We start from the raw sequence: 15,090 nt of genomic DNA, 5'->3' as shown, positions 1-15,090 counted from the left end.
AACATCGCGGCGTTCATCGATGTGACATCCCGGTGTCATGTGCGTGACACGATGCTGTGATGGATCGCTCAGAACAGGAAGTAGCGCTGGGCCAGCGGCAGGCTCACCGCCGGCTCGCAGGTCAGCAACTTGCCATCGGCGCGTACCTGGTAGGTCTGGGCGTCGATCTCCATGGTGGGCAGGTAGCTGTTGTGCACCATGTCCGTTTTCTTGACCGTGCGACAGCCCTTCACGGCCACGACCTGTTTCTTCAGCCCGTGCTGGCCGGGCACGCCCGCGGCAATGGCCGCCTGGCTCAGGAAGGTGAGCGAGGTGCGGGCCACCGCGCCACCAAAGGCGCCGAACATCGGGCGGTAGTGCACTGGTTGTGGCGTCGGGATGGAGGCGTTGGGGTCACCCATCGCGGCTGCGGCAATGAAACCACCCTTCATGATGATGCTGGGCTTGACGCCGAAAAAGGCCGGGCGCCAGATGACCAGATCGGCCCATTTGCCTTCTTCGATGCTGCCGACCTCGTGTGCCACGCCGTGAGCCAGCGCCGGGTTGATGGTGTACTTGGCCACATAGCGCTTGATGCGGGCGTTGTCGTGGCGGTCGGTGTCACCGGGCAGCTTGCCGCGCTGGGCCTTCATCTTGTGGGCGGTTTGCCAGGTGCGCAAGATGACCTCGCCGACGCGGCCCATGGCCTGCGAGTCGGACGAGAACATGCTGATGGCGCCCAGGTCGTGCAGGATGTCCTCGGCGGCGATGGTTTCGCGGCGGATGCGGCTCTCGGCAAAAGCCAGGTCTTCGGCGATGGACGCATCGAGGTGGTGGCACACCATGAGCATGTCGAGGTGCTCGTCGATGGTGTTGACCGTGAAGGGGCGCGTCGGGTTGGTGGAGGACGGCAGCACGTTGAGCTCGCCCACCACCTTCATGATGTCGGGCGCATGACCGCCCCCCGCGCCTTCGGTGTGGAAGCTGTGGATGGTGCGGCCCTTGAAGGCGGCCACCGTGTCTTCCACAAAGCCCGATTCGTTGAGCGTGTCGGAGTGGATGGCTACCTGGATGTCGGTCTCTTCGGCCACGCTCAGGCAGGTGTCGATGGCCGCGGGCGTGGTGCCCCAGTCCTCGTGCAGCTTCAGGCCGATCACACCGGCGTTGACCTGCTGACGCAGCGCCTCAGGCTGGCTGGCGTTGCCCTTGCCCAGGAAGCCCAGGTTCATCGGGAAGGCTTCGGCGGCCTTGAGCATCATGGCGATGTTGTCGGGGCCGGGCGTGCAGGTGGTGGCGAAGGTGCCCGTGGCCGGGCCGGTGCCACCGCCGATCATGGTCGTCACGCCGCTGCTCAGGGCTTCTTCGATCTGCTGCGGGCAGATGAAGTGGATGTGGGTGTCGATGCCGCCGGCGGTGACGATCATGCCTTCGGCGGCGACGATTTCGGTGCCAGGGCCGATGACGATGTCCACGCCGGGCTGCACATCGGGATTGCCAGCCTTGCCGATCTTGACGATGCGGCCGGCCTTGATGCCAATGTCGGCCTTGACGATGCCCCAGTGGTCCAGGATGAGGGCGTTGGTCAGCACGCAGTCGGCAGCTTCCATCGCGCCGGGGCCGTTGCAGACCTGGCTTTGGCCCATGCCGTCGCGGATGGTCTTGCCGCCACCGAACTTCACCTCTTCGCCGTAGCCGCCGGCCCGCAGGGTGTAGTCCTGTTCGACTTCGAGGATCAGGTTGGTGTCGGCCAGGCGCAGGCGGTCGCCCACGGTGGGGCCGAACATTTCCGCGTAGGCGCGGCGCTGGATGCTTGCCATCTTGGCGTGTCCTTCTTCAGAGGCAGTTCGAGGGTCCGGTGGTGCGGGTCGGGTGGGCAGGGTGTCAGAGCGGGCCCTGGGTCAGGCCGCGGAAGCCGTAGACCACGCGCGCACCGGCGTAGTCCACCAGTTCGACCGTGCGCTGCTGACCGGGCTCAAAGCGCACGGCGGTGCCCGAAGCGATATTCAGGCGCATGCCCTGAGCCGCTGGCCGGTCAAAGCGCAGCGCGCCATTGGTCTCGGCGAAGTGGTAGTGCGAGCCCACCTGAATGGGGCGGTCGCCTGCGTTCTCCACCACCAGCGTCAGGGTGCGGCGGCCAGGGTTGATGGGCAGGTCGGGGCCATCGATCAGCAACTCGCCCGGCGTGACGCGGTCCGACATCATTTGCGGCCCTTGAACCAGATCACGCCCGCCACCAAGGCGGCCACGGCGATGAAACCCAGCACGTCCGTGCTGTGCCAGTGGGAGATGCCGGGCAGGCCATGGCCTTCGTGGGCGTGGGCAGCGCCGGTGCTCAGCAGGGCGGTCAGGGTGGTGATCAGCGTGTTGTGCTTCATGTTGGTGCTCTGAAGAAGGTTATGCGATAGGTTGGTGCACGGTCACCAATTTGGTGCCGTCCGGAAAGGTGGCTTCGATCTGGATGTCGGGGATCATGTCGGCGACCCCGTCCATCACATCATCGCGGCTCAGCACGGTCTTGCCTTCACTCATGAGGGCGGCCACGCTCTTGCCGTCGCGGGCGCCTTCCATGATGGCCGCCGAGATCAGGGCCACCGCCTCAGGGTAGTTGAGCTTGAGACCGCGGGCCTTGCGCCGCTCGGCCAGCAGGGCGGCGGTGAAGATCAGCAGCTTGTCTTTTTCGCGTGGCGTCAGTTCCATGGTGTCGTGTCAGGGCCAAGGCTCAAGGCCAGTTTCAAAGGCAGTCAAAGGGTGCCGCGTACCGGCGGCATCGAAATTGCGATGTCAGGGTACGGATTGAACCCTCATCATGCAAGACCCAGACCTGCCCCACACCATCGACCCCGCCAGCGAGGCTTTGCAGCGCGTGGTGAAGGTGCGTCGGGATTACAACAGCTGGGTGGCGTCCGAAACCCTGGAAGACTATGCGCTGTGCTTCACGCCGCGTTCGGCCCGCCGCTGGAGCGAGGCGAGGGTGGCCAACACGGCCTTCGGGGTCGCGTCCTTTCTGGTGCTGGAGGCCGTCGGCGCCACCCTCTTGGTGGACCATGGCTTCATCAATGCCTTCTGGGCCATTCTGGCCACCGGGCTCATCATCTTGCTGGTGGGTTGGCCCATCAGCGTGTACGCCGCCCGGCATGGGCTGGACATGGACCTGCTGACGCGCGGGACGGGCTTTGGCTACATCGGCTCCACCATCACCTCGCTGATCTACGCGTCCTTCACCTTCATCTTCTTTGCGCTGGAGGCGGCCGTGATGGCCTACGCCCTGGAGCTGGCGTTCGACATTCCGCCGGCGTGGGGCTATCTGATCTGTGCGCTGGTGGTGGTGCCCTTGGTGACCCACGGGGTGACGATCATCAGCCGCCTGCAGTTGATCACCCAGCCCATCTGGCTGGTGATGCTGGTGCTGCCCTTCATCGTGGTGTTCCGTGAGCACCCGACCATCTTGCGGGACCTGGCGGCCTACCCTGGGGCGACGGGCGCGTATGGCGAGTTCAATGTGCTGGCCTTTGGCTCGGCGCTGACCGTGGGCATTGCCCTGATCACGCAGATGGGCGAGCAGGCCGACTATCTGCGCTTCATGCCAGAAAAGCGACCCGAGCGCGCGGGTCGCTGGTGGGCGGCGGTGTTCGTGGGCGGGCCGGGCTGGGTCATCCTGGGCGTGTTGAAGATGCTGGGCGGGGCGTTGCTGGCTTGGCTGGCGATGAGCTACGCGATTCCGGTGGCGCGCGCGGTGGACCCGAACCAGATGTACCTGGTGGCGTGGGAGAAGATCTTCAGCTCCCCCTTGCTGGCCATCGGTGCGGTGGCGGTGTTCGTGGTGATCTCGCAGATCAAGATCAACGTGACCAATGCCTACGCGGGCTCGCTGGCGTGGTCGAACTTCTTTGCGCGGCTCACGCACAGCCACCCCGGCCGGGTGGTGTGGGTGGTGTTCAACGCCTTGATCGCACTGCTGCTGATGGAGCTGAACCTGTTCCAGGCTCTGGGCAAGGTGCTGGGCCTGTACTCCAACATCGCCATCGCCTGGATGATGGCGGTGGTGGCCGACCTGGTGGTGAACAAGCCGATGGGCTGGTCGCCCAAGGGCATCGAGTTCAAGCGTGCCTATCTGTATGACATCAACCCGGTGGGAGTGGGGGCGATGGGCCTGGCCTCGCTGGTGTCGGTGATGGCCTATGTGGGCTGGCTGGGCGAGGTGGCGCAGGCCTTCTCGGCGGTGCTGGCCATGGTGGTGGCGTTCACGACCTCGCCGCTCATCGCCTGGGCCACGCAGGGGCGCTATTACCTGGCGCGTCAGCCAGAGGTGGAGACCATGCCGGATGCGACGTCCCACTGTGCGTCAACCTCGGGTTTGCTGAAACCACTGCCACATCTTGATGAGAGCGAGGCCGGCCAGCCCCTGAGCCGGGTCATTCGTCTCAAAGCCCTGCACCGTTGCACCGTGTGCGAGCGCGAGTACGAGGCCGACGACGTGGCCCATTGCCCGGCTTACCAGGGCTTCATCTGCTCGCTGTGCTGCTCGCTGGACGCGCGCTGTCAGGACCTGTGCAAACCGGCGTCTGCGCGCTGGGCTGAGCAGTGGCGCAACATCGGCCGGGCCGTGGTGCCGGCCTTCGTCTGGCGTCGGGTGGACACCGAGCCGGGGCAGTTCCTGCTGATCATGCTGGTGCTCACCCCGCTGCTGGCGGGCGTCTTCGGTCTGGTCTACCAGCAACAGGTGCGCGACATGGTGGCGTTGGACCTGGGCTCGCCCGCGGCCACCGCCGCCATGCTGGAGTCGGCCTTCATCAAGGTGTTTGCGGCCCTGCTGCTGATCGTGGGTGTGGTCGGCTGGTGGTTGGTGCTCACGCACAAGAGCCGGCAGGTCGCCCAGGAGGAATCCAACCGTCAGACCCATCTGCTCGTGCAAGAAATCGAATCACACCGCATCACCGATGGCAAGCTGCAACAGGCCAAGCAGACCGCCGACCAGGCCAACCAGGCCAAGAGCCGCTACATCTCCACCATCAGCCACGAACTGCGCACGCCGCTCAACGGCATCCTGGGTTATGCCCAGTTGCTCGACGAAGACCACCAACTGCCCGAACACGTGAAGCACGCGGTGGGCGTCATCAAGCGGGGCGGGGACCACCTCCTGTCGCTCATCGAAGGCACGCTGGACATTGCCCGCATCGAAAGTGGCAAGCTCTCGCTGGACGTCAAGCCCGTGCGCCTGGACGAGTTGCTGCAGCAGATCACCGGCCTGATCGAGCACGAGGCTCGCGCCAAGCACCTGCGCTTCGTGGCCGACATCGAGCGCAATCTGCCCGAGGCCGTGCGTGCGGACGAACGGCGGGTGCGGCAGATTTTGCTCAATGTGCTGGGCAACGCGGTCAAGTTCACCACCGTGGGGCAGGTGACCTTCAAGGTGCGCTACGCCCGCGAGATCGCGCTGATCGAGATCAGTGACACCGGCCCTGGCATTGCGCAGAGTGAACTGGACAAGGTGTTCGAACCCTTTGCGCGGGGCTCGTCGGCCGCGGGCAACGCAGCCAGCGGCACTGGCCTGGGGTTGACCATCAGCAAGATGCTGACCGACCTGATGGGAGGCGAGATGAAGGTCACCAGCCAGGAGGGCGTGGGTACCACCTTCCGCATCCGCCTGTTCCTGCCTCAGGTGCGTGCTTCTGACGTGGCGCAGCGCGTGATGCAGGGGCAGCGCACTGGCTATGCCGGTGAGCGCCGCCGCATCTGGGTGGTCGACAACGAAGAGGCCGACCGCGGCCTGCTGGTGCGCATTCTGAGCCCCTTGGGCTTTGAAGTGACGCCATTGGCCTCTGGTCTGGATTGCCTGGCGCACCTGCGACAAACGCCGCCGCAGTTGCAACCCCACGTAATTTTCATGGACCTGGCCATGCCCGGTCTGGACGGCTGGGGCACCTTGCGCGCCATCCGCACCGAAGGCCTCAGCACCGCGCCGGTCGCCATCGTGTCGGCCAACGCCTTTGACAAGGCCCTGGACAACGACGTTGGCATCACTCCCGATGACTTCATCGTCAAGCCCGTGCGCGTGGCCGAGCTGCTGGACTGGTTGGGGCGGCAGTTGCAACTGGACTGGATCGTCGCTGAGCGCCCCGCCGAAGTCGCCAGCCTGTCCGCGCCTGCCGGCGCGGCCACCGTCTACCCATCTGAGGCTGCCTTGCGACGCCTGGAGGATCAGATCCACGCCGGCTACGTGCGGGGCGTTCACAAGGCGCTGGACCAGATTGCCGCAGACGAACCGCACTGCGAGCCCTTCGTGCAACGCATGCGCACCCTGGCCCGCCAGTTTCACCTGGATGCCATGGCCACGCTGATCGAAGAGGCGCTGGCCCAAGCTCAGCCACCGAGCCTGGCTCCACCCACGTCAGACAGCTCGGCCCCGACGGCCGTGCCCGCTCTTTGAACCTGATGAACGATCACCCCATGTTCGACCGACTTGACCGCAGCCGCACCGACGTCGTGCTCATCGTGGACGATGTGCCGGACAACCTGTCTCTGTTGCACGATGCCCTCGACGACGGTGGCTACACCGTGCTGGTGGCTACTCATGGCGAGGCAGCCCTGCAGCGTGCCAGCCAGGCGGTGCCCGACATCATCCTGCTCGATGCCGTCATGCCGGGCATGGACGGCTTCGAGGTGGCTCGGCGACTGAAGGCGCAGCCCGATACCAGCCACATCCCCATTGTCTTCATGACAGGCTTGGCCGAAACCGAGCACGTCGTGGCGGCGTTTCAAGCTGGCGGCGTGGACTATGTGGTCAAGCCCATCCGGCCACGCGAGGTGCTCGCCCGCATCGAGTCGCACATGCAAGCGGCTCGGCAGTCGCGCCAAGCTCGTAATGCGCTCGACGCCTTCGGCCACGCCTCGCTCACCGTGCACCTGCGCGAGGGCAAGGTGCTGTGGCAAACACCCTTGGCCCGCAAGCTGTTGCAGCGCTACTTTGACACCCCTGAGGCCGTGGCGCCGCCTGAGTTGCTGGATTGGCTGCGTCTGGCTGTGTCGCGCCAGCAGGACCAGGTCGGGCCGGGCGACGTGCCCGCTCCCGCGCCGAGCTGGACGGTGAACCAGGGGCACAGCTGCCTGCGTTTCACTCTGCACCAACCCACGGGTGACGACGAATGGCTGCTGGTCATGCAGGAAAGCTCCGACCAGGCCGCCATGGAGGCCCTGAGTCAGACCTTCAAGCTCACCGCCCGCGAAGGTGAGGTGCTGTACTGGGTCGTCAAGGGCAAGACCAACCGTGACATTGGCGACATCCTGGGCAGCAGCCCGGCCACGGTCAAAAAGCAACTGGAGAGCGTCTTTGCCAAGATGGGGGTCGAGACCCGCACGGCGGCGGCGGGGCTGGCTCTGAGCCGGGTGGGACAGCTCAAGGCCCGCTGATCGCGCGAATCTCCTTGAGCAAGGCCCGCTGCAGCCGGGTCGAGCAGGCCGCCAAGGTGGCCTGGTGCACGGAGGGCAGGGCGGTCCAACGGGCGTCAAACGACTGGCAGCCGCGTACGAGGGTATCGCGCGTCCCCGCCAGCACAATGTCATTGCCGCCCTCGTCTGATTCAAATGACAGCGTGGCGCCGTCGAACACCCGCCCCACGCGTTTCATGATGTCGCGTGTTTGCTCGGTGTCGGCCTGCACATTGGCCACCATCACCCCCTGTGGCGTCAAGGCCGCCTTCACGCGTCGGTAAAAGCCGGGTGAACACAGCGCATCCGGGATGCCTTCGCCCGTGAAGCCGTCGACGAGGATGACGTCGAACTGATGCGTGGGTTTTGCGAGGAACGCCGCCCCATCGGCGCACACGATGCGTGAGCGCTCGTCATCTGGCGGAATGCAGAAGTCCTGCCGCAACTCAATGACGCCGGGGTTGATCTCCACCGTGGTCAGGTCCGTCTCGGGCAGGTGCTTGTGGATGTACTTGTGCAGCGCACCGCCTCCCAGTCCGATCATCAGCACAGACCGTGGCGCGGGGTTCAACAAGAGAAAACCCATCATCGCGCGGGTGTAGTCCAGCACCAGCTCATCGGGGTCCGCCAGGCTCATGCAGCTCTGGATCAGGGACGACTCGAAACTCAGGGAAAGGGTCTGGCTGTTCTGGTGCAGCCGCGCTTGCTCGCTCATGCCGACAGTGTCGCATGGGGGGCATCTGACGCCATGGCGGCACCTTCAAACGCGAGCCATACGCCACTCGTACGCCACATGGCGTATTCCTCGCTTCAGCCCCGGTGGGCACACTGAATTCACTCTGATTCGTTCAACCCACCGTCTCCAAGGAGCGCTTCCCATGAACATCTCTCGCCGCAGTGCCACTGCCTCCCTGACCGCCGTCGCCCTGGGCGTGGCCGGCCTGGCTTTCAGTTCCATGGCCCAGGCCGCCGACACCATCAAGGTCGGCGTGCTGCACTCGCTGTCGGGCACCATGGCCATCTCGGAAACCGTGCTGAAGGACACCGTCCTGATGGCGATCGACGAGATCAACGCCAAGGGCGGCCTGCTGGGCAAGAAGCTCGAACCCGTGGTGGTGGATCCGGCCTCCAACTGGCCCCTGTTCGCCGAAAAGGCCAAGCAGCTGCTGACGCAAGACAAGGTGGCCGTGACCTTCGGCTGCTGGACCTCGGTGTCGCGCAAGTCGGTGCTGCCGGTCTACAAGGAAAACAACGGCCTGCTGTTCTACCCCGTGCAGTACGAGGGTGAGGAACTGGAGAAGAACGTGTTTTACACCGGCGCCGCGCCCAACCAGCAGGCCATCCCTGCCGTGGAATACCTGATGAGCAAGGACGGCGGATCGGCCAAGCGCTTCGTGCTGCTGGGTACCGACTATGTTTACCCCCGCACCACCAACAAGATCCTGCGCGCCTTCCTGAAGTCCAAGGGCGTGGCCGATGCCGACATCATGGAGGAGTACACCCCCTTCGGTCATGCCGACTATCAGACCATCATTGCCAAGATCAAGAAGTTCTCGTCTGAAGGCAAGAAGACCGCCGTGGTCTCCACCATCAACGGCGACTCCAATGTGCCGTTCTACAAGGAACTGGGCAACCAGGGCCTGAAGGCCAAGGACGTGCCGGTGGTCGCCTTCTCGGTGGGTGAAGAAGAGCTGCGTGGCGTGGACACCAAGCCTCTGGTCGGCCACCTGGCTGCCTGGAACTACTTCATGTCCATCAAGAACCCGACCAATGCGGACTTCATCAAGAAGTGGTCGGCTTACGCCAAGGCCAAGAACATCGCTGGTCACAAGGACAAGCCGCTGACCAACGACCCGATGGAAGCCACCTACATCGGCATCAACATGTGGGCGCAAGCGGTCAAGAAGGCCGGCACCACCGATGTGGACAAGGTCATCAAGGCCATGGCCGGCCAGACCTTCCCGGCCCCGGGCGGCTTCATGTCCAAGATGGACGAGAAGAACCACCACCTGCACAAGCCCGTGTTCATCGGCGAAGTGAAGGCCGACGGCCAGTTCAAGGTCGTGTGGAAGACCCCAGGCCCGGTCAAGGCTCAACCTTGGAGCCCCTACATCCCGGGCAACGACAAGAAGAAGGACGAGCCGGAAGCCAAGTAAAGCACCGGTTTGATCCACGAGTGCCCGCCCTCGCGACGGCGGGCTGAGTTTGGAGCAGAGCGGTTGGCCCCGTTCGGGTTGCCCGACGGGGCCATTTTTTCACCGCACACACACGAAACGAGCAGGACATGCCTGTGAACACAAGATCCTGGCTGACAACCCTGGGCCTGGCGCTGAGCCTGAGCCTTGGTGCCTGGGCGCCCGCCTCGCACGCCCTGACCCAGCAAGACGCCTACGCTCTGGCCGCGGGCGACAACGACGCGCGCATTGACACCCTCAAGAAGTTGTCCGCCACGAACGATCCGGCGTTGACGCCATTCCTCAAGGCGATGCTGGACGATGCGGTCAAGGTGAGCGCCGACCGCGCCTACATCATCCAGAACGACGGGCAGGCGGTGGACGCCGTCACCGGCCAGGCAGCGACCTTGCCCGATGATGCCGAAGACGTGGTCAACAACAACCGCATGAGCGGCGAGATCGAAGCCGTGCTGGCCGCTGCCAACCTGACATCCCCCGACCGCGACCTGCGCGCCGAGGCCATCGAAGCGCTGGCCAATGCCGCCGACGAATCTCGGCTGCCCCTCATCGACCAGGCCCTGGCCGCGGAAACCGACAAGGCCCTGCGCAAGCAGCTGCAGATGGCACGCACCAAGGCCTTGCTGACTGCCAGCACCCCCGCCCGTCGCATGGAAGCAGCCGAGGCTCTGGCCGCCGACGCCAGCCCCGAGTCTCGCGGCCTGCTGATGGAGCGCCTCAACAGCGGCGAAGAATCTGATCCCCAGGTGAAAGCTGCCTTGCAGTCCGCACTGAGCGAGGTCACCAGCAAGCTCGAATGGGGTGAGCATGCCGGCGTCGTCTTCACCGGCATCAGCCTGGGTTCCATCCTGCTGCTGGCTGCGTTGGGCCTGGCCATCACCTACGGCCTGATGGGCGTCATCAACATGGCGCACGGCGAGTTGATGATGATCGGCGCCTACGCCACCTTCGTCATCCAGAACCTGTTCCGCCAGCATCTGCCTGAGCTGTTCGACTGGTACCTGCTGCTGGCCGTGCCGGCGTCTTTCCTGGCTGCGGCCCTGATGGGCGCCATTCTGGAGCGCAGCGTGTTCCGCTTCCTCTACGGCCGTCCGCTGGAAACGCTGCTGGCCTCCTGGGGCATCAGCCTGGTGCTGATGCAACTGGTGCGCACCGTGTTTGGCGCGCAGAACGTGCAGGTCGAGAATCCCAACTGGATGTCCGGTGGTTTCGACGTGCTCAGCAACCTGACCTTGCCCTACAACCGCCTGGCCATCATCGTGTTCGCTGCGCTGGTGCTCATCGGCATGACGCTGCTGATCGCCAAGACCCGCATGGGCCTGTTCGTGCGCAGCGTCACCCAGAACCGCCCGATGGCCTCGTGCATGGGCGTCAACACCGCACGGGTGGACACCTTGGCTTTCTCGCTGGGGGCGGGCATCGCAGGCCTGGCCGGCTGTGCGCTCTCGCAGATCGGCAACGTGGGGCCTGACCTGGGCCAGAGCTATATCGTGGACTCCTTCATGGTCGTGGTGCTGGGTGGCGTCGGCCAGATCGCCGGCACCGTGTACGCCGCGCTCGGCCTGGGCATGGTCAACAAGTTCCTCGAAGGCTGGACGGGGGCCGTGCTCGCCAAGATCCTGGTGCTGGTCATCGTGGTGATCTTCATCCAGAAGCGTCCTCAGGGCCTCTTCGCGATCAAGGGACGAGAGGCTTGACCTACCGCAGGTTTGTTCACATGAGAACGATGACAACTATGACCAGTTCTGCTTTCTTCCAACCCAAAGGTGGGTTGATGCTGGGCACCAAGGGGTGGGCGGCCGTCATGGCGGCTGTGCTCGCGGTGTTGATCCTGGCACCCGTGCTCAACCTGCTGGTGCCGGTCGACTCGGCCTTCCACCTGTCCGACTACGCCTTGTCCCTCATCGGCAAGATCATGTGCTACGCCATCTGTGCGCTGGCCATGGACCTGATCTGGGGCTACACCGGCATCCTGTCGCTGGGCCATGGCCTGTTCTTCGCGCTGGGCGGCTATGCCATGGGCATGTACCTGATGCGCCAGATCGGCCGCGACGGCAGCTATGGCGCTGATATCCCCGACTTCATGGTCTTCCTGGACTGGAAAGAAGTGCCCTGGCACTGGACCCTGAGCGAGTCTTTCCTCGGTCAGATGGCCCTGGTGGTCCTGGTGCCCGGCCTGATCGCCTTCATCTTCGGCTATTTCGCCTTCCGCTCGCGCATCAAGGGGGTGTACTTCTCCATCATCACCCAGGCCATGACCTATGCGGCCATGCTGCTCTTCTTCCGCAATGAAACGGGCTTTGGCGGCAACAACGGCTTCACCGACTTCAAGCGCATCCTGGGCATCCCCATCGCCCAGCCGTCCACCCGCATGGTGCTGTTCGTGCTAACCGGCCTCACGCTCATCGGCTTCTTCCTGATGGCGCGCTGGCTGGTTCACACCAAGTTCGGTCGTGTGCTGCAAGCCATCCGTGATGCCGAAAACCGCGTCATGTTCTGTGGCTACAACCCGCTGGCCTACAAGCTCGGCATCTGGACTCTGTCGGCTGTGATGTGCGGCATCGCCGGGGCCCTGTACGTGCCCCAGGTCGGCATCATCAACCCCAGTGAAATGTCGGCTGCGGCTGGTATCGAGATGGCCATCTGGACGGCGGTTGGTGGTCGCGCCACCCTGATCGGCCCGATCATCGGCGCCTTCTTCGTCAACGGTGCCAAGAGCTGGTTCACTGTGGCCTTCCCCGAGTTCTGGCTCTATTTCCTCGGCGCCCTGTTCATCGCCGTGACCCTGTTCCTGCCCGACGGCATCGTCGGTGGCGTCAAGAAGTTGCTCAACAAGAAGACCGAGGTGAAGGCATGACACCCGAACTCATGGAAGAAGGCGTTGAAAAGCTGGCCCGCGTGAAGTCCCGCGCAGGGCAGGGCGGCGAGTCGGGCGGGCGAGAAGCCGCCTACGGCCGCGTGGTGCAGCCCGGCCAGCTCGACCTCACCCACGGCTCCATCCTCTACCTGGACGACATCGAGGTCAGCTTCGACGGCTTCAAGGCGCTCAACAAGCTGTGCCTGGACATCTCGGTGGGTGAGATGCGCTGCATCATCGGCCCCAACGGTGCCGGCAAGACCACGATGATGGACGTCATCACCGGCAAGACACGGCCCGACAGCGGCACGGCCTTCTTCGGCTCCACCATCGACCTGCTCAGCCTGCGCGAAAGCGAAATCGCCCAGCGCGGCATCGGCCGCAAGTTCCAGAAGCCCACCGTCTTCGAATACCTCACCGTGTTCGAGAACCTGGAGCTGTCCCTCGAGGCCGACCGCCGTGCGCGCGCTTCGGTGTTCTTCAAGCTCAGCGGCGCCCAGCTCGACCGCATCGGCGCCATGCTGGAGCTCATCCACCTCAAAGATCATGCCCAGCGCATCGCAGGTCTGCTGTCGCACGGGCAAAAGCAATGGCTGGAGATCGGCATGTTGCTGATGCAGGACCCCAAGCTGCTGCTGCTCGACGAGCCTGTGGCCGGCATGACCGACGAAGAAACCGAGCGCACCGCCGAGCTCTTCCTGTCGCTGGAAGGCGCGCATTCCCTGGTCGTCGTCGAACACGACATGAAGTTCATCCACGAACTCACCACCCAGGGCGCCAATGCCGCTAAAAAGAAGGTCACCGTGTTGCACGAAGGCTCGGTGCTGGCCGAAGGCACGCTGGCTGAAGTGCAGGCCAACGACAAGGTGGTCGAAGTCTATCTGGGTCGTTGAGCGCCGCGCCGCTGCCACGACCCACGCGAAGGAACAGTCAGCATGTTGAAGGTTGAAAGCGTCAATCAGTACTACGGGGGCTCGCACATCCTGCGCGGCCTGAGTTTCGAGGCCAAACTCGGCGAGGTCACCGTGGTGCTAGGCCGCAATGGCGTGGGCAAGACCACGTTGCTCAAGAGCCTGATGGGGCTGGTGCCCATCAAGTCAGGCGACATCCGCTTGGACGGCCAGTCCATCAACGGCACCAAGCCCTACGAGCGCGTGCGCCTGGGCGTGGGCTATGTGCCCCAAGGCCGCGAAATCTTCGGCCGCCTCACCGTGGCCGAGAACCTGCAGATGGGCCTGGCCAGCAAGCCCGGCAGCACCCCGCTGCCCGAGCAGCTGTTCGAGCTCTTCCCCGTGCTCAAGCAGATGCTGCACCGCCGCGGCGGCGACCTCTCCGGCGGGCAGCAACAGCAGCTCGCCATCGCCCGCGCCCTGGCTGCCGGCCCCAAGCTGCTGATCCTGGACGAGCCCACCGAAGGCATCCAGCCCAGCATCATCAAGGACATCGGTCGCGCCATCCGCAAGCTGGCCGACGAAGGCCTCAACGGCCAGAAAATGGCCGTCGTCCTGGTCGAGCAGTTCTATGACTTCGCCGAAGAACTGGCCGACCAGTACCTCGTCATGGAGCGCGGCGAGATCATCCAGCAGGGCCGTGGCGAGAACATGGCCACCGACGGCGTGCGCCAGCTCATGTCGATTTGAGCGCAGACAAATCAGACCCCCAGCAAGGGCATGAGGCCAGAGGTTAGACTCTGGCCTCTTTTTCATTCGCCTTACCTCAGAAAGGACACGCCATGGCTGTCGTCACCACCACCTCCGGTCTGCAATACGAAGACGTTACCGTCGGTAGCGGCGCTGAAGCCAAGGCCGGCAACTACGTGTCCGTGCACTACACCGGCTGGCTGTACCAGAACGGCGTCAAGGGCGCCAAGTTCGACTCCAGCAAGGACCGCAACGACCCCTTCGCCTTCCCCCTGGGCGCCGGTCACGTGATCCGCGGCTGGGACGAAGGCGTGCAAGGCATGAAGGTCGGCGGCACCCGCATCCTGGTGATCCCGGCCGAGCTGGGCTACGGTGCCCGCGGTGCTGGCGGCGTCATCCCCCCCAACGCCACCCTGATGTTTGAAGTCGAACTGCTGGGCGTCTGATCCACCATGTTTGCCCCCAGCCAGGAACAGGTTCGTCGTTTCTTCTGTGAGGCCTGGGCCAAGCACCTGGCTGGCCAGCCGCTCACCCCGTTGGAGGCCCAGGCCGCCGACTGGATGATCGAGCACCCTGAATACCATCAGGATCTCTCTGACGTGGACGCGGCCATCGCCGCCGTCTACACCGTGGAGGAGGGGCGCACCAACCCCTTCCTGCACCTGTCCATGCACCTGTCCATCACCGAACAGGTCAGCATCGACCAGCCGCGCGGCGTCAAGGCCGCCATCGAGCGGCTGGCGCAGCGCCTCAACTCCCTGCACGAAGCCCACCACGTCGCCATGGAAGCCCTGGGCGAAATGGTCTGGGAAGCGCAGCGCTCGGGTCGTCCGTTCGACGGCCAAGGCTACATCGACCGCCTGATGATGCGCGCCACCCGCTGAGCGGGTTTTTGCTAGGTGGCTGAGGGCGGGGTGCCCTGCAAACAGCGACTTTTGACACACCGAGCCCCTGCGGTCAGGGGGGGCGGCCAGGGGTCTTGTGACGTCAACTCCCC

14 protein-coding genes are annotated in these 15,090 nt (G+C 64.5%); 9 read left to right on the top strand and 5 right to left on the bottom strand.

Translation table 11 applies throughout. The features are described 5' to 3' along the window. Window positions 1-68: 68 nt before the first annotated feature. The 4 genes from ureC to ureA form a co-directional block, all read right to left on the bottom strand. Window positions 69-1,796, bottom strand: a complete 1,728-nt coding sequence (gene ureC, locus RBT42_RS03515) for an urease subunit alpha (protein WP_320362477.1) — start codon at window positions 1,794-1,796, stop codon at window positions 69-71. A gap of 64 nt (window positions 1,797-1,860) precedes the next feature. Beyond that, the gene (locus tag RBT42_RS03510; protein ID WP_320362476.1) at window positions 1,861-2,181 is read right to left on the bottom strand and encodes an urease subunit beta; all 321 of its coding nucleotides are present in this window, start codon (window positions 2,179-2,181) and stop codon (window positions 1,861-1,863) included. Beyond that, window positions 2,178-2,354, bottom strand: a complete 177-nt coding sequence (locus RBT42_RS03505) for a hypothetical protein (protein ID WP_320362475.1) — start codon at window positions 2,352-2,354, stop codon at window positions 2,178-2,180. Before RBT42_RS03505 ends, RBT42_RS03510 begins: the two co-directional genes overlap by 4 nt. Window positions 2,355-2,373: 19 nt before the next feature. Next, the gene (gene ureA, locus RBT42_RS03500; RefSeq protein ID WP_320362474.1) at window positions 2,374-2,676 is read right to left on the bottom strand and encodes an urease subunit gamma; all 303 of its coding nucleotides are present in this window, start codon (window positions 2,674-2,676) and stop codon (window positions 2,374-2,376) included. 109 nt (window positions 2,677-2,785) lie between these two features. Here ureA and RBT42_RS03495 point away from each other — a divergent pair, with 109 nt between their 5' ends. Together RBT42_RS03495 and RBT42_RS03490 are read left to right on the top strand one after the other, a co-directional pair. Then, entirely contained in the window at window positions 2,786-6,406 is a 3,621-nt protein-coding gene (locus tag RBT42_RS03495) for an ATP-binding protein (RefSeq protein ID WP_320362473.1), read from the top strand. Window positions 6,407-6,411: 5 nt separating this feature from the next. After that, window positions 6,412-7,386, top strand: coding sequence for a response regulator transcription factor (locus RBT42_RS03490; protein WP_320362472.1), 975 nt, complete (start codon window positions 6,412-6,414; stop codon window positions 7,384-7,386). On the opposite strand, the gene RBT42_RS03485 is transcribed toward RBT42_RS03490, so the two are convergent. Beyond that, entirely contained in the window at window positions 7,373-8,119 is a 747-nt protein-coding gene (locus tag RBT42_RS03485; RefSeq protein ID WP_320362471.1) for a fused MFS/spermidine synthase, read from the bottom strand. The two genes, RBT42_RS03490 and RBT42_RS03485, sit on opposite strands and share 14 nt — an antisense overlap. A 163-nt stretch (window positions 8,120-8,282) precedes the next feature. On the opposite strand from RBT42_RS03485, the gene urtA reads away from it, so the two are divergent. The 7 genes from urtA to RBT42_RS03450 all read left to right on the top strand — a co-directional run bounded on the left by urtA (window position 8,283) and on the right by RBT42_RS03450 (window position 14,977). Continuing rightward, window positions 8,283-9,560: an urea ABC transporter substrate-binding protein gene (gene urtA, locus RBT42_RS03480; RefSeq protein ID WP_320362470.1), complete on the top strand. Its 1,278-nt coding sequence runs from the start codon at window positions 8,283-8,285 to the stop codon at window positions 9,558-9,560. Between the two features lie 128 nt (window positions 9,561-9,688). Next, window positions 9,689-11,293, top strand: coding sequence for an urea ABC transporter permease subunit UrtB (gene urtB / locus RBT42_RS03475; protein WP_413785838.1), 1,605 nt, complete (start codon window positions 9,689-9,691; stop codon window positions 11,291-11,293). 29 nt (window positions 11,294-11,322) lie between these two features. Then, on the top strand, window positions 11,323-12,453 hold the full coding sequence (gene urtC / locus RBT42_RS03470; RefSeq protein ID WP_413785837.1) for an urea ABC transporter permease subunit UrtC: 1,131 nt from the start codon (window positions 11,323-11,325) through the stop codon (window positions 12,451-12,453). Next, complete coding sequence (gene urtD / locus RBT42_RS03465) at window positions 12,450-13,346, top strand: urea ABC transporter ATP-binding protein UrtD (protein WP_320362468.1); 897 nt, start codon at window positions 12,450-12,452, stop codon at window positions 13,344-13,346. The genes urtC and urtD overlap by 4 nt, the downstream gene beginning before the upstream one ends. A gap of 42 nt (window positions 13,347-13,388) precedes the next feature. Beyond that, window positions 13,389-14,093, top strand: coding sequence for an urea ABC transporter ATP-binding subunit UrtE (urtE, locus tag RBT42_RS03460; protein ID WP_320362467.1), 705 nt, complete (start codon window positions 13,389-13,391; stop codon window positions 14,091-14,093). 92 nt (window positions 14,094-14,185) lie between these two features. Continuing rightward, a complete protein-coding gene (locus RBT42_RS03455) occupies window positions 14,186-14,539 on the top strand; it encodes an FKBP-type peptidyl-prolyl cis-trans isomerase (protein WP_320362466.1) in 354 nt (117 codons plus the stop codon). Window positions 14,540-14,545: 6 nt separating this feature from the next. Beyond that, window positions 14,546-14,977, top strand: a complete 432-nt coding sequence (locus tag RBT42_RS03450; protein ID WP_290728864.1) for a DUF1841 family protein — start codon at window positions 14,546-14,548, stop codon at window positions 14,975-14,977. Window positions 14,978-15,090: the final 113 nt, after the last annotated feature.

It is taken from the genome of Aquabacterium sp., assembly GCF_034003525.1.
Taxonomy (GTDB): domain Bacteria; phylum Pseudomonadota; class Gammaproteobacteria; order Burkholderiales; family Burkholderiaceae_C; genus Aquabacterium.
Note: the sequence above shows the minus strand (reverse complement) of the source record. Positions and strands in the feature narration are given on the sequence as shown.